Origin of the sequence: Microbacterium testaceum, assembly GCF_003075375.1 — a bacterium.
GTDB classification, from domain to species: Bacteria; Actinomycetota; Actinomycetes; order Actinomycetales; family Microbacteriaceae; genus Microbacterium; species Microbacterium testaceum_E.
Genome location: NZ_QDFT01000010.1, coordinates 23,623 through 36,357 on the forward strand (window position 1 = coordinate 23,623; position 12,735 = coordinate 36,357).

General features: G+C 72.3%; 13 protein-coding genes and 1 tRNA gene. 1 reads left to right on the forward strand and 13 read right to left on the reverse strand.

What is annotated here, in order from left to right:
* Positions 1-3: 3 nt before the first annotated feature.
* From paaE to paaA, 5 genes are read right to left on the reverse strand one after another with little or no spacing between them, the layout of a single operon-like run.
* Positions 4-1,131: a 1,2-phenylacetyl-CoA epoxidase subunit PaaE gene (paaE, locus tag DC432_RS05835; RefSeq protein WP_116537068.1), complete on the reverse strand. Its 1,128-nt coding sequence runs from the start codon at positions 1,129-1,131 to the stop codon at positions 4-6.
* The gene (paaD, locus tag DC432_RS05840; RefSeq protein ID WP_116537121.1) at positions 1,131-1,628 is read right to left on the reverse strand and encodes a 1,2-phenylacetyl-CoA epoxidase subunit PaaD; all 498 of its coding nucleotides are present in this window, start codon (positions 1,626-1,628) and stop codon (positions 1,131-1,133) included. The genes paaE and paaD overlap by 1 nt, the downstream gene beginning before the upstream one ends.
* Positions 1,625-2,452: a 1,2-phenylacetyl-CoA epoxidase subunit PaaC gene (paaC, locus tag DC432_RS05845; protein WP_116537069.1), complete on the reverse strand. Its 828-nt coding sequence runs from the start codon at positions 2,450-2,452 to the stop codon at positions 1,625-1,627. Before paaC ends, paaD begins: the two co-directional genes overlap by 4 nt.
* Positions 2,449-2,754 (reverse strand): 1,2-phenylacetyl-CoA epoxidase subunit PaaB, encoded by a 306-nt coding sequence (gene paaB, locus DC432_RS05850; protein WP_116537070.1) that lies wholly within the window; start codon positions 2,752-2,754, stop codon positions 2,449-2,451. The genes paaC and paaB overlap by 4 nt, the downstream gene beginning before the upstream one ends.
* Positions 2,754-3,725: a 1,2-phenylacetyl-CoA epoxidase subunit PaaA gene (gene paaA / locus DC432_RS05855; RefSeq protein ID WP_116537071.1), complete on the reverse strand. Its 972-nt coding sequence runs from the start codon at positions 3,723-3,725 to the stop codon at positions 2,754-2,756. Before paaA ends, paaB begins: the two co-directional genes overlap by 1 nt.
* Positions 3,726-3,829: 104 nt before the next feature.
* Between paaA and DC432_RS05860 the strand changes: the two genes are divergently transcribed.
* Positions 3,830-4,492, forward strand: a complete 663-nt coding sequence (locus DC432_RS05860; protein ID WP_116537072.1) for an HAD family hydrolase — start codon at positions 3,830-3,832, stop codon at positions 4,490-4,492.
* Between the two features lie 147 nt (positions 4,493-4,639).
* Here the strand turns inward: DC432_RS05860 and paaK are convergent, their stop codons facing one another.
* The 8 genes from paaK to DC432_RS05900 all read right to left on the reverse strand — a co-directional run bounded on the left by paaK (position 4,640) and on the right by DC432_RS05900 (position 12,715).
* Positions 4,640-5,950 carry a phenylacetate--CoA ligase PaaK gene (paaK, locus tag DC432_RS05865; RefSeq protein WP_116537073.1) on the reverse strand — a complete coding sequence of 437 codons (1,311 nt, stop codon included), beginning with the start codon at positions 5,948-5,950 and terminating at the stop codon, positions 4,640-4,642.
* The gene (gene paaI, locus DC432_RS16885; RefSeq protein WP_116537074.1) at positions 5,947-6,549 is read right to left on the reverse strand and encodes a hydroxyphenylacetyl-CoA thioesterase PaaI; all 603 of its coding nucleotides are present in this window, start codon (positions 6,547-6,549) and stop codon (positions 5,947-5,949) included. Before paaI ends, paaK begins: the two co-directional genes overlap by 4 nt.
* A gap of 11 nt (positions 6,550-6,560) precedes the next feature.
* Positions 6,561-8,609, reverse strand: a complete 2,049-nt coding sequence (paaZ, locus tag DC432_RS05875) for a phenylacetic acid degradation bifunctional protein PaaZ (RefSeq protein ID WP_207770765.1) — start codon at positions 8,607-8,609, stop codon at positions 6,561-6,563.
* Positions 8,606-9,505: a 3-hydroxyacyl-CoA dehydrogenase family protein gene (locus DC432_RS05880; protein WP_116537076.1), complete on the reverse strand. Its 900-nt coding sequence runs from the start codon at positions 9,503-9,505 to the stop codon at positions 8,606-8,608. The genes paaZ and DC432_RS05880 overlap by 4 nt, the downstream gene beginning before the upstream one ends.
* Positions 9,502-10,266 (reverse strand): enoyl-CoA hydratase/isomerase family protein, encoded by a 765-nt coding sequence (locus DC432_RS05885; protein ID WP_116537077.1) that lies wholly within the window; start codon positions 10,264-10,266, stop codon positions 9,502-9,504. Before DC432_RS05885 ends, DC432_RS05880 begins: the two co-directional genes overlap by 4 nt.
* Positions 10,259-11,449 carry a thiolase family protein gene (locus DC432_RS05890; RefSeq protein ID WP_116537078.1) on the reverse strand — a complete coding sequence of 397 codons (1,191 nt, stop codon included), beginning with the start codon at positions 11,447-11,449 and terminating at the stop codon, positions 10,259-10,261. Before DC432_RS05890 ends, DC432_RS05885 begins: the two co-directional genes overlap by 8 nt.
* A 381-nt stretch (positions 11,450-11,830) precedes the next feature.
* Positions 11,831-11,903 (reverse strand) — tRNA-Arg (locus DC432_RS05895).
* A gap of 14 nt (positions 11,904-11,917) precedes the next feature.
* Positions 11,918-12,715 carry an NRDE family protein gene (locus tag DC432_RS05900; RefSeq protein ID WP_116537079.1) on the reverse strand — a complete coding sequence of 266 codons (798 nt, stop codon included), beginning with the start codon at positions 12,713-12,715 and terminating at the stop codon, positions 11,918-11,920.
* Between the last annotated feature and the right edge of the window lie 20 nt (positions 12,716-12,735).

Below are 12,735 nucleotides of genomic sequence, written 5' to 3' on the forward strand. Positions count from 1 at the left end.
CGCTCATCCGTCGTAGTCGACGCGCACGGCGTCGGAGGTGGGGTGCGACTGGCACGTCAGCACGTACCCGCGCTCGATCTCGTCGGGTTCGAGGGCGTAGTTCTCGGTCATCGACACCGACCCCTCGATCACCCGCGCCCGGCAGGTGCCGCACACCCCGCCGGCGCACGCGAACGGAACGTCGGGGCGCACGCGCAGGGCCGCGGCGAGGATCGTCTCGTTCGCCGCGACGGGTGTCTCGACCGACGCGGACTGCCCGTCGAGGGTGAAGTCGATCCGCCGCGCCGGCTGGTCGTCGCGCACGCGGACGGGACGCGCTCCCCCGGTCTGGGCCGGCGCATCGCCCTCGCCCGCCGTGAACAGCTCGAACCGCACGCGCTCCCGCGCGACGCCGACATCGGCGAGCACCTCTCGGCACAGCTCCACGAGGGCGAACGGCCCGCAGAGGAACCACTCGTCGACGGATGCCGGGACGAGCAGCCGCGACAGGATGAGCCGCAGGCGCTCCTCGTCGATCCGCCCCGAGAACACGGGGGCCGCGCGCTGCTCGCGCGAGAGCACGTGGTGCAGCGTCAGGCGCGAGGGGTAGCGGTCCTTGAGGTCGGCGAGCTCGTCGACGAACATCACGTCGGTCGAGGAGCGGTTGGCGTAGACGATCGTCATGCGGGCGTCGGCGGATCGCTCGAGCACGTCGGTGGCGAGGGCCATGATCGGCGTGATGCCCGATCCGGCGGCGATCGCCACGACGTGGCCGGTGGACGTCGACGCCTTCGAGACGAACGTGCCCTGCGGGCTCATCACGTCGATCTCGTCGCCGGGACGCAGCCCCTCGTGCGCCCACGACGAGAACCGGCCGTCCGGATCCCGCTTGATCCCGACGCTGAGGGAGCCGCGGGCGGGCGGGCGGCACAGCGAGTAGGAGCGGCGCAGCTCCTCGCCGTCGACGCGCGCGCGCAGGGCCACGTACTGCCCGGCGGCGTAGTCGTAGGCGTCCGCGAGGTCGTCCGGGACCGCGAAGGTCACCTCGATCGCGGTCGGCGTGAGGGGGCGCACCTCGGCCACGCGCAGCGTGTGGAAGCGCGCGCGAGCGCGGGGCGCAGCGGCCGGGGGCGTGGCATCCGTCATCGTCATCAGAGGGCCTTGAAGTGGTCGAAGGGTTCGAGGCAGGCGCGGCACTCCCAGTGCGACTTGCACGAGGTGGAGCCGAAACGCGAGACCTCGCGCGTGTCGAGCGAACGGCAGCGCGGGCACGCGACGCTGAGCGCCAGACGGATCGGGCCGGCGGGAGCGCGACCGGTCGGCGGGGCGATCCCGTACGCGGTGAGCTTGCGTTTTCCCGCCTCGCTCATCCAGTCGGTCGTCCAGGCCGGGGTCAGGGTGGTCTCGACCACCGTGCGGCCGAAGCCGGCCGAGGTCAGGGCCAGGACGATGTCGTCGCGGATCGCGTCGACCGCGGGGCACCCCGAGTACGTGGGGGTGATCGTCACCGTGACGGTGTCGCCGTCGAGTCGCACGTCGCGCAGCACCCCGAGGTCGTCGATCGTCAGCACGGGCACTTCGGGATCGACGACGGATGCCGCGACCTCGCGCGCGCGTTCGAGGACGCCGGGAAGCCGGCCGCCGGTCACCACGTCGCCCCCGGGTGACGGCGGGCGAGCACCTGCATCTCGGCGAGCAGCGGGCCGAGAGCGGGATGGTGCGCGCCGTGTCGTCCGCCCGCGGACGAGCCGGGGATCGTCGGCACCGCGACGTCCTCTTCGGCGAGGACGGCGGCCAGCACGTCGTCGACTCGACCCCGCAGGGTCGAGGGGCGGACGGCGATGCCGGCGAGGCGATCGGGCACCGCGTCGTCGCGGAAGAGTTCGTCGAGGTACGGCCAGGTGTCGTCGAGGGCGACGAGCAGACGCCGACGCGACTCGTCGGTCCCGCCCGCCAGGCGGAGCGTCCACTGCACCGCGTGATCCCGGTGGTAGTCGACCTCTTTCTCGGCCTTGCCGGCGACCGCCGAGAGCACCGGATCGGCGGATGCCGTGAGCTCGCGGTACAGCTCGAGCAGGTAGGTCGAGGCGAGCAGCTGGCGGGCGATCGTGTGCGCGAAGTCGCCGTTCGGCAGTTCGAACAACCACGCGCTGCGGAACTCCCTCTCGTCGCGCCAGTAGGCGAGGTCGTCCTCGGTGCGCCCGTCGTGACTCCCGGCGTAGCGCAGCAGGGAACGCGCGTGGCCGAGCAGGTCGAGGGCGATGTTGCCGAGCGCGACGTCCTCTTCGAGCTCGGGGGCGCGGGCCACCCAGCCGCAGAGGTTCTGCGCGAGGATCAGGGCGTCGTCGCCCAGGGCCATCGCGTATCGGGCGACGTCGGGGTCGACGGCGCGGTCCTCTCCCCCGGCGAGCTCGGCCGCGAGTTCGCGGGCGTCGAGAGACACGTCGCCGTGCGGGTCGATCGTGGCGCTCACAGGTGCGGTACCCCCTCGGACGCGGTGTAGTACACCGCGTGCCGGTAGTTCTTGCCCGCGGGCGACTCGAAGAAGGCGCCCTTGGCCCCGGGGTCGCTGGTGGTGACGGCATCCGAGGGCACGACCCAGACCGACACGCCCTCACCACGGCGCGTGTACAGATCGCGCGCGTTGCGCACGGCGAGATCGGCGTCGGGGGCGTGCAGCGAGCCGACGTGGACGTGGCTCAGACCGCGGCCGGCGCGCACGAACACCTCCCACAGGGGCCAGGTCTCGGCGGGGCTGCCGCCGGGCGTGGCCATCAGGCGACCGCCGTCTCGACGCGGGCGGCGCTCTTCTTGGCTGCGTACGCCGCGGCCGCCTCGCGCACCCACGCGCCCTCTTCGTGGGCGTCGCGACGGTGCTGACGCCGCAGGGTGTTCAGCGGACCGCGTCCGGCGAGAACCTCGTTGAACTCGGTCCAGTCGATCTCGCCCATGACGTACTGACCGGTCTCGTCGTCGAAGCGCAGCTCCGGATCGGGCAGAGTCACGCCCAGCACCGCCGCCTGCGGGACGAGCATCGACACGAACCGCTGACGCAGCTCGTCGTTGCTGAAGCGCTTGATGTTCCACGCCATCGACTGCGCGGAGTTGGGCGAGTCGTCGTCGGGGGGCCCGAACATCATCAGGCTCGGCCAGTACCAGCGGTTCACGGCATCCTGGGCCATCTCGCGCTGCTCCTCGGTGCCCTGCATGAGGGTGAGGAGGATCTCGAAACCCTGACGCTGGTGGAACGACTCCTCTTTGCAGATGCGCACCATCGCGCGGCCGTAGGGACCGTACGAGGCGCGACACAGCGGCACCTGATTGCAGATCGCGGCACCGTCGACGAGCCACCCGATCGCACCCATGTCGGCCCAGGTCGGGGTGGGGTAGTTGAAGATCGACGAATAGCGGGCCTTGCCGTCGACGAGCTGCTGCGTCATCTCGTCGCGCGTGATGCCGAGCGTCTGGGCGGCCGAGTACAGGTACAGTCCGTGGCCGGCCTCGTCCTGCACCTTGGCGAGCAGGATCGACTTGCGCTTCAGGCTCGGCGCCCGGGTGATCCACGCCCCCTCGGGCTGCATCCCGATGATCTCGGAGTGCGCGTGCTGCGAGATCTGGCGGATGAGCGTGCGGCGGTAGCCGTCGGGCATCCAGTCGCGCGGTTCGATGCGCCCGTCGGCCTCGATGAGGGCGTCGAACAGCTCCTCGCCGTCCCGGACGTCGCTGGGGGGTGCGGTCATCGTCATCGTCGACTCCTTTTACAGACCGATCGTTCAGTAAAACTGTACCCGAGGGAACGGGGCGCCGCAATGGTCGTGACCCCGGACCCGCGATGAGGTGTCGTGCAGCCATGGCCGACACAGCGATCTTCGACGTCGACGGAACCCTCGTCGACACCAACTACCAGCACGCGCTCGCCTGGTCCCGCGCCTTCCGTCGGTTCGACATCGTGCTGCCGATCTGGCGCATCCACCGGGCGATCGGAATGGGCGGCGACCAGCTCGTGCCCGCGCTCACGAGCGACGCCGTCGAGAACCGGCACGGAGAGGCGCTGCGCGCGGCGTGGACCGAGGAGTTCGAGCCGATGATCGACGAGGTGCGCCCCTTCGACGGCGCGCACGCGCTGCTCGCCGAGGTGAAGGAGCGCGGATTCCAGGTCGTCCTCGCCAGCTCGGGCAAGAGCGATCACGTGGAGCGCTTCCTCGACCTGCTCGACGCGCGCGACGTGGCCGACGCCTGGACCACCTCCGACGACGTCGAGTCGAGCAAGCCCGCGCCCGACCTCGTCCAGACGGCTCTGGCTCGCGTTCCCGGCACCGGCGGCGTGATGATCGGCGACTCCCCTTGGGATGCCATCGCCGCGGCCAAGGCCGACGTCGCCACCGTCGCCGTGCGCACCGGCGGCTTCTCGGCGGACGAGCTGAGGGATGCCGGAGCGGTGGGCGTCTACGACAGCCTCGGCGACCTGATCGCCGGCCTCGACGACACGCCGCTCGCGCGCGCGGGCGCCTGAGCCCCGGCGCGCGCGGGCTCGCGGTTGTCGGCGAGACCGCGGCCGTCCGGCGAGACCGCACCCGTCCGCCGAGACCGCACCCGTGTGACGGCGAACGGATGCGGCCTCGGCGAAGCGATGCGTCCTCGGCGGCACGCCCGGGCCGCGTCAGCGCAGGTCGTAGACGCGCTTGTACTTGCCCTCGCTGCGCGGGAGGGCGCCGGGCTCCTCGACGCGAACGTCCACGCTCGTGCCGATCAGCACCTTGATGCGCTGACGCAGCACGACGCCGGCGGCCTCGCACACCTCGCGCTCCAGGGCGGGATGCCGCTCGATGCGGACGGTCATGGCATCCATCCGTCCCTCCCGGCGCAGCTCGAGCACGAAGTGCGGGGTGAGGGTCTCGATGCCCATCACGATCTCTTCGATCTGCGTGGGGAAGAGGTTCACCCCGCGCAGGATGATCATGTCGTCGTTGCGGCCGGTGATCTTCTCGATGCGGCGCATCGCGGGGAAGGCCGTCCCCGGACGCAGCCGGGTGAGGTCGCGCGTGCGGTAGCGGATGACCGGGAACGCCTCTTTGGTCAACGAGGTGAAGACCAGCTCGCCGAGCTCGCCGTCCGCCACCGGTGCGCCGGTGTCGCCGTCGATCGTCTCGGGCAGGAAGTGGTCCTCCCACACGTGCGGTCCGTCCTTGGTGAGGGAGCTCTCGGATGCCACACCCGGACCCATCACCTCGCTCAGGCCGTAGATGTCGACGGCGGTGAGGTCGAGGCGACGCTCGATCTCGCGGCGCATCTCGTTGGTCCAGGGCTCGGCCCCGAGCACCGCGACCCGCAGCGAGGTCGAGCGCGGGTCGACGCCCGCCGCCTCCAGCGCGTCGGCGATCGTGAGCAGGTAGCTCGGCGTGCACAGGATGGCATCCGGTTCGAAATCCTGGATGAGCTGGGCCTGGCGCGCGGTCTGCCCGCCCGACATGGGGATGACGGTCGCCCCGAGACGCTCGATCCCCGCGTGCGCGCCGAGCCCGCCCGTGAACAGCCCGTAGCCGTAGGCGTTGTGCACGCGGTCCCCCGCGCGCAGACCGGCGGCACTCAGCGAACGGGCGACGAGGTCGGCCCAGCGGTCGAGGTCGCCGGCCGTGTAGCCGACGACGGTGGGGCGCCCGGTGGTTCCCGACGAGGCGTGGATACGGCGGACGTCGGCCATCGGCACCGCGAACATGCCGAAGGGGTAGGTCTCGCGCAGGTCGGCCTTGGTCGTGAACGGCAGCAGGCGGATGTCGTCGAGGGCGCGGATGTCGTCGGGGCGGACGCCGGCCTCGTCGAATTTGCGCCGGTACAGCTCGACGTTGTCGTACGCGTGGCGGACCGTCCACTGCAACCGCTCGAGCTGCAGCGCGCGCAGGCGATCGAGCGGGATGCCGGTGGGATCGACGGATGCCAGGAAGTCCGGGCGCGGTGCGGTTGTCAGGGTCATCGGGACACCTCCGTGGTGGGGAGCGCGGCGCTGCGCTCGAAATCGTTCGAGGGATGGGGGTCGGCGTCGTGCACAACCTCCGCGATGTACACATCCTCCGTCGGCGCGTCGGCGTGTCGGGCGGGGTTCGTGCGCATCGCGGAGGTTGTGTCCGCCGCGGGCTCCGCCGCCGGCGCGGCCCCGGCCACCGGCGCGGACCCGGCCACCGCCGCGGGCTCGGCCGGTGGCCGTCGATCCGTCGTGATGCTGCGCCCGCGCACCTCGGCGACCAGGTCGCCCGTCTCGTCGGTCACGCGGATGTCGTACAAGCCGGTCCGGCCGCTGCGGGCCCGCCGCACGGCCGTCGCGGTGAGCGTCTGCCCCGACGTCGTCGACTTCAGGAACGTGATGTCGGCTCCCCCGGCGACGGTCACCCTCTCGTCCTCGTTGCACGCGATCGCGAAGGCCGTGTCGGCCAGGGTGAAGACGAGCCCGCCGTGGGTGATGGCGAAGCCGTTCAGCATGTCGTCGCGCACGGTCATCGACACGCGCGACTCCCCCGGCGCGTCGTGCTCGACGACCATGCCGAGCATCGCCGAGGCGCGGTCGCGCTGCATCATGGACCGGAGCGTCACACCAGCACCTCGGCGGGAGCCCAGGTCTTGGCCACCAGCGTCAGCACGTCGTACTGCGCCACGATCTCGTCGTCCTGGTTGCGGATGACGGCATCCCACCGCACCTCGCCGTACTCGTCGGTCTCGCGCGGGGTGATCTGCTTCGCGGTCAGCGCAACGCGGATGCGGTCGCCGGGTGAGACGGGGGTGACGAAGCGCAGGTTCTCGAGCCCCGAGTTCGCGAGCACGGGACCGGGTGCCGGATCGACGAACAGGCCCGCCGCCCACGACACCAGCAGGTAGCCGTGCGCCACGCGCCCGGGGAAGAAGGGGTTCGCTGCGGCGGACTCCTCGTCCATGTGGGCGTAGAAGGTGTCGCCGGTGAACCTCGCGAACACCTCGATGTCGTCGAGGGTGACCTCGCGCTCGTCCGACTCGACGGCATCCCCGATCCGGAGGTCCGACAGGGGTTTGCGGAAGGGATGGATGCCGTCGGTGTCGGTGTCGGCTCCGGGATGCCAGACCCCGGTCAGCGCGGTCAGCATACGCGGCGAGCCCTGGATCGCCGTCCGCTGCATGTAGTGCAGGACGGAGCGGATGCCGCCGAGCTCCTCGCCGCCGCCCGCCCGGCCGGGGCCGCCGTGCACGAGGTGGGGAACCGGGGCGCCGTGCCCGGTGGAGGTGCGCGCATCGTCGCGGTCGAGGAAGAGTACCCGCCCGTTCATCGCGCCCATGCGGGTGAGCAGCTCGGTGGCGACGTCGGGGTCGTGGGTGGCGACACTCGTGACGAGGGAGCCGCCGCCCCGGCCCACGATGGTCGCCGCATCGGCGACATCGGCGTACTCGACGATGCTGGCGACCGGCCCGAACGCCTCGATGTCGTTGACGGCCGGGGTCGCGGCATCCGCGAACGACAGCAGCATCGGCTGCAGGAAGGCGCCGTCGGCGGGCGTGCCCTCGGGCGCCTCGTCCGAACCGACGACGAAGCGTCCGCCGGCGTCGCGCAGGGCCTGCACCTGACGGAGCACCTCGTCGCGCTGCGCGAGCGAGACGACCGGCCCCATCGTCACGCCCTCGGCGCGCGGGTCGCCGATGACCACGCGCTCGGCGATCTTCGCGCGCAGCGCCTCGGCCACGGCATCCGTCATGCCCGCCGGAACGATCGCGCGGCGGATCGCGGTGCACTTCTGTCCCGCCTTGGTGGTCATTTCGACGAGCAGCTGCTTCACGTACGCGTCGAACTCGGGGGTGCCGGGCGTCGCGTCGGGGCCGAGGATCGAGGCGTTGACGGAGTCGGTCTCGCTCGTGAACCGCACGCCGGGTGCGGCCTGGGCACGCAGGCGCTCGGCGGTGGAGGCGCTGCCGGTGAACCCGACGGTGTCGCCGAGGTCGAGCAGGTCGAACAGGCCCGGGACGCTTCCGCTGACCAGCTGCAGCGCCCCCTCGGGCAGCAGTCCCGTCTCGACGACCATGCGCACCCACGCCTCGGCGACGTACGCCGTGGGGGTCGCGGGCTTCACGATCGTGGGGAGGCCGGCGAGGAAGGCCGGCGCGAACTTCTCGAGCGCGCCCCACATCGGGAAGTTGAAGGCGTTGATCTGCACCGCCACGCCCGGCAGGCGCGTGTAGACGTGCCGGCCGAGGAACGAGCCGTCCTTCGACAGCGGCTCGACGGGTCCGTCGAGCACGACCGTGCCGGCGGGCAGCTCGCGCCGCGCCTTCGACGAGAAGGTGAACAGGACGCCGATGCCGCCGTCGACGTCGCTGAGCGAGTCGCGCCGCGTCGAGCCCGAGCGCTCCGACAGCGCGTACAGCTCCTCGCGGCGGTCGTTGAGGGCGATCGCGAGGTTCTTCAGCACCATCGCGCGCTGGTGGAAGGTGAGGGCGCCGATGCTGCGCTGCCCCTCGCGGCGCGCGAAGTCGACGGCCGCGGCCAGGTCCAGACCCTTCGTGCTGACTCGCACGATCTCGTCGCCGGTCGAGGCGTCGCGCACGACCGCGGCGTCGGGGTCGGCGTCGGGCGTCCACCAGGCCCCGTTCACGTAGCTGGGCAGAAACGTCATCATGCGCTCCATTCGTAGAAACCACGGCCGGTCTTGCGACCCAGGTGCCCCTCGGCGACGAGCTTCCTCAGCAGCGCCGGCGGGGCGAAGCGTGCACCGAACGCGCGCTCGAGTTCTTCGGCGATCCCCAGGCGCACGTCGAGACCGACGACGTCGGTCGTGCGCAGGGGGCCCATCGGATGCCGGTACCCCAGCTCCATGGCGGTGTCGATGTCGTGCGCCGAGGCGACGCCCTCTTCGAGCATGCGGATCGCCTCGAGTCCCAGCGCCACCCCGAGACGGCTCGACGCGAAGCCGGGTGCATCGCGCACGACGACCGCGCTCTTGCCGATGGCCTCGACCCAGTCGGTCGCCGCACGTACGACCTCGGGCGTCGTCGCCGCTCCCGTGACGACCTCGACCAGCGCCGAGGCCGGCACGGGGTTGAAGAAGTGCAGCCCGAGGAACCGCTCGGGGCGGCGGAGCGATGCGGCGAGCGCGTCGATCGAGATGGACGAGGTGTTGGATGCCACGACCGCCCCCGCGTCGACGGCCGCCTCGATGCGGGTGAGGGCGTCGATCTTCAGGGCGCGGTCCTCGGGGACCGCCTCGACGATCAATCCCGCCCCCGCGAAGCCCGCGGGGTCGGACCCGACGCTGAGGGTGTCGGCATCCGGCAGGTCCCGCCCCCGCGCGGCGGAGCGCTCGAGGGCCGTGGCGACGCGATCACGTGCGGCGGCGGCGGCCTGGTCGTCGCGCTCGACGACGTGCACGCGCGCACCGGCGAGCAGGAAGGCGTGCGCGATCCCGGCGCCCATGCGCCCGCCGCCGAGCACGCCGACGCGAGCGGGCAGAGAGGTGGGGATGCCGGCATCCCCGGTGCGGACGTCCGGAGTCGGGCGGGTGTCGGGAAGCGTCACTTCTTCTTCCTCTCCAGAAAGGCGGTCATGCGGGCGTGCTTGTCGGGGCTGTCGAACAGCTCGGCCTGCAGCTCGCCGTCGACCGTCGGATGGTCGGAACGGGGGGCGAGCAGGGCGCGCTTGGTCAGGATCGTCGCGCGGGCCGAGTTCGCCGCGATGCGGTCGACGAGCGCGTGGGCGGCGTCGAGCAGCTCTTCGGGATCGTGCACGCTCGACAGCAGCCCCCACTGGAGGGCTTCGTCGGCGTCGAGGGTGCGGGTGGTGAGCAGCAGCTCGCTCGCCCGGGCGTGACCGACGATCTCGGGCAACCGCCACGACGCTCCGGCGGCCGCGATGATCCCGAGGCCCGGCTCGGGGTTGCCGAAGCGGGCGCGCGGGGTGCCGATGCGGATGTCCGCGGCGTAGGCGAGCTCGGCGCCGCCGCCCAGCGCGAATCCGTCGACCGCGGCGATCACGGGCAGGGGCAGGTGCCGCAGGCGATCGAACACCGAGGCGTTGATCCCTCGGCGGGCGTCGTCGCCCGTGCGCTCGCGCAGCTGGGCGATGTCGGCGCCGGCGGCGAAGATCCCGCCCGCACCGGTCACGATGAGCGTGCGCGGGTCGGCCTCGAGGTCGGCGCAGAGCGCGTGCAGTTCGTCGACCATCCGCTGGTCGATGGCGTTGCGGCGGTCGGGGCGGTCGAGCGTCGCGACGACGCGGTCGTCGCTCACCTCGACGCGCAGGCGGGGGGCTTCGGAGAGCCCGGCCTCGACGTCACGCACCGGCGCGCTCCACGATCATCGCCGCACCCTGCCCCACGCCGACGCACATCGTGGCCAGCCCGTATCGGGCGTCCTCGCGCTCCATCCGGCCGAGCAGGGTCACGAGCAGCCGTGAGCCGCTCGAGCCCAGCGGATGCCCGAGCGCGATGGCCCCGCCGTCGGCGTTGACGATGTCGGGGTCCAGGCCCAGGCGCCGCATGCACGCGAGCGACTGCGAGGCGAAGGCTTCGTTGAGTTCGACGGCTCCCAGATCGGATGCCGACAGCCCGGCCTTGGCGAGCGCCTTCTCGGTCGCGGGCACGGGACCGAGCCCCATGATCTCGGGCGCGAGACCGGCCGCGGCGTGCGACACGATCCGCGCGCGCGGGCGCAGGCCGTACCGTTCGACGGCGGCGGCACTGGCGACGACGATCGCCGAGGCGCCGTCGTTGAGGGAGCTGGAGTTGCCGGCCGTGACGACCTCGCCGCCCTTCACGACGGGGCGGAGTCCCGCCAACACGTCGAGCGAGGTGTCGCGGCGCGGCCCCTCGTCGCTGTCGACCGGGCCGCGCGACGTCTCGACGGCGACGATCTCGTCGGCGAAGCGCCCGGCATCCTGTGCCGCGATCGCCCGCTCGTGACTGCGCAGGGCGAAGGCGTCCGCGTCGGCGCGCGAGACGCCGTCCACGCGGGCGACTTCTTCGGCGGTCTCGGGCATCGTGAAGGTGGCCTTGTCACGCGCGGCGAGCCGGGGGTTGGTGAAGCGCCAGCCGATGGACGTGTCGAACGCGGCGCCCGGTTTGGCCCACGCGCGCTCGGGCTTGGCCTGCACCCACGGCGCGCGCGTCATCGATTCGACACCTCCGGCCACCACCACGTCGGCGTCGCCGGCGCGGATCGCCTGCGCGGCGAGCGCGACGGCGCTCATGCCCGAGGCGCAGAGGCGGTTGACGGTCAGGCCGGGGACGGCATCCGGCAGTCCGGCCAGCAGCACGGCCATCCGGGCGACGTTGCGGTTGTCCTCGCCCGCCTGATTGGCCGCACCGAGGATCACCTCGTCGATCGCCTCGGCCGGCACGCCGGCACGCGTCACCGCGTGGCCGACCACGAGAGCGGCGAGGTCATCGGGTCGGACGGATGCCAGAGCCCCGCCGTACCGCCCGACCGGGGTGCGCACACCGCCGATGAGAAACGCGTCCGACATCGTCTTCCTCTCCCCCGCCGACTCTGGCGGGGTCGTCATCCTCAGCTGCGAGGTTTTCCGACCGATCGTTCAGTAATCATGCCACGGCGGGGGTGGGGCCCGCAACGGCGGGTGGGGCGGCGGGTGCAGGCGGGGTCACTGCGCGTTGCGCGGCGGCGCAGGCGGGGCCGCTCCACGCTGCGCGGCGGGCGCTGGCAGGGTCGCTGCACGTTGATCGCCGGGCGACGGCGGGGTCGCTCCACGTTGCGCGGGCGCAGACGGCGGCGCGACGCGACTCCACGGCGCGCCGCCGGCACAGGCGGCCTGCGCTTGAGGCGACGAGGAGCAACGCTCGCGCATCACCACCGTGTGCGCACCGCGACGACCGCGTCGATCCGACAGTGCCCCCGACAGGATTCGAACCTGCGACGCCCGCGTTAGGAGTGCGGCGCTCTATCCCCTGAGCTACGGAGGCGGGATCGTTCCAGCCTACTGCGCGGCCGGTGCCCCCGACCGTCCGGCCTCCCCGACGGTGGACGGATGACCCGGTGCACCCACCGGGGAGGAACGGATGCCGGACCTCAGACCCTCGACGAGCCCGTCGTCCCAGGCGCCCGGGGTGGCCGGCATCGCCTCGCGCACCTCGACGCCCGCGGGACCCACCGTGGCCGCGCACACGAGGAGCGACTCGAGGACGTGCTCGTCGTGCGCGTCACGCCGCAGCACCGATGACGTCGGGTCGAGTGTGGAACGCTCGACCACGCCGAGCCACGGCATCCACCAGTCGGATCCGTCCGCGATACCGGCGGAGCGGAACTCCTCGAGCCACCGCGCGATGCGCGGGGTGCCCGGGTCGTCGACCGCGTGATGCGCGACCATGTGGATGCCCGGCGCGAGACGGCTGCGACGGGCGGTCAGGCCATCCCACTCGACGAGGTGGGCGCCGTCGGCATCCACGTCGACGAGGTTGAAGCCGCGGGTCGCGGGATGATTCGGGATGCCGTCGGCCACCGCATCGAGCGGGATGGCGCCTCGGCTGACGACCTCGTCATCCCCGCGGCCCGAGAGGTCCTCGCGGTTGAGCAGAACAGCCAATCGAGACGCGTCGGGGTCGACGGCCAGCCACGCACCGCCCGCGCGGTCATCGCGGACCCCCAGGATGCCGGGCCGCTCCGGCCACCAGGGTCCTAGCCGACGCCAGGGTCGCTCGCGATCCTCGTCGCGGACGGCGAGCAGATGGACCGGTTGCGCCGGCGTCGCGGGGACGTGGATGACCACGGTGCACATTGCGTCCACGCTACCCGCGC

Excerpts from the sequence above, each read along its gene's own strand:
- paaE (WP_116537068.1), bottom strand. The coding sequence starts at position 1,131 with ATGACGATGACGGATGCCACGCCCCCGGCCGCTGCGCCCCGCGCTCGC.
- paaB (WP_116537070.1), bottom strand. The coding sequence starts at position 2,754 with ATGGCCACGCCCGGCGGCAGCCCCGCCGAGACCTGGCCCCTGTGGGAG.
- paaA (WP_116537071.1), bottom strand. The coding sequence starts at position 3,725 with ATGACGATGACCGCACCCCCCAGCGACGTCCGGGACGGCGAGGAGCTG.
- DC432_RS05860 (WP_116537072.1), top strand. The coding sequence starts at position 3,830 with ATGGCCGACACAGCGATCTTCGACGTCGACGGAACCCTCGTCGACACC.
- paaK (WP_116537073.1), bottom strand. The coding sequence starts at position 5,950 with ATGACCCTGACAACCGCACCGCGCCCGGACTTCCTGGCATCCGTCGAT.
- paaI (WP_116537074.1), bottom strand. The coding sequence starts at position 6,549 with ATGATGCAGCGCGACCGCGCCTCGGCGATGCTCGGCATGGTCGTCGAG.
- paaZ (WP_207770765.1), bottom strand. The coding sequence starts at position 8,609 with ATGATGACGTTTCTGCCCAGCTACGTGAACGGGGCCTGGTGGACGCCC.
- DC432_RS05890 (WP_116537078.1), bottom strand. The coding sequence starts at position 11,449 with ATGTCGGACGCGTTTCTCATCGGCGGTGTGCGCACCCCGGTCGGGCGG.
- DC432_RS05900 (WP_116537079.1), bottom strand. The coding sequence starts at position 12,715 with ATGTGCACCGTGGTCATCCACGTCCCCGCGACGCCGGCGCAACCGGTC.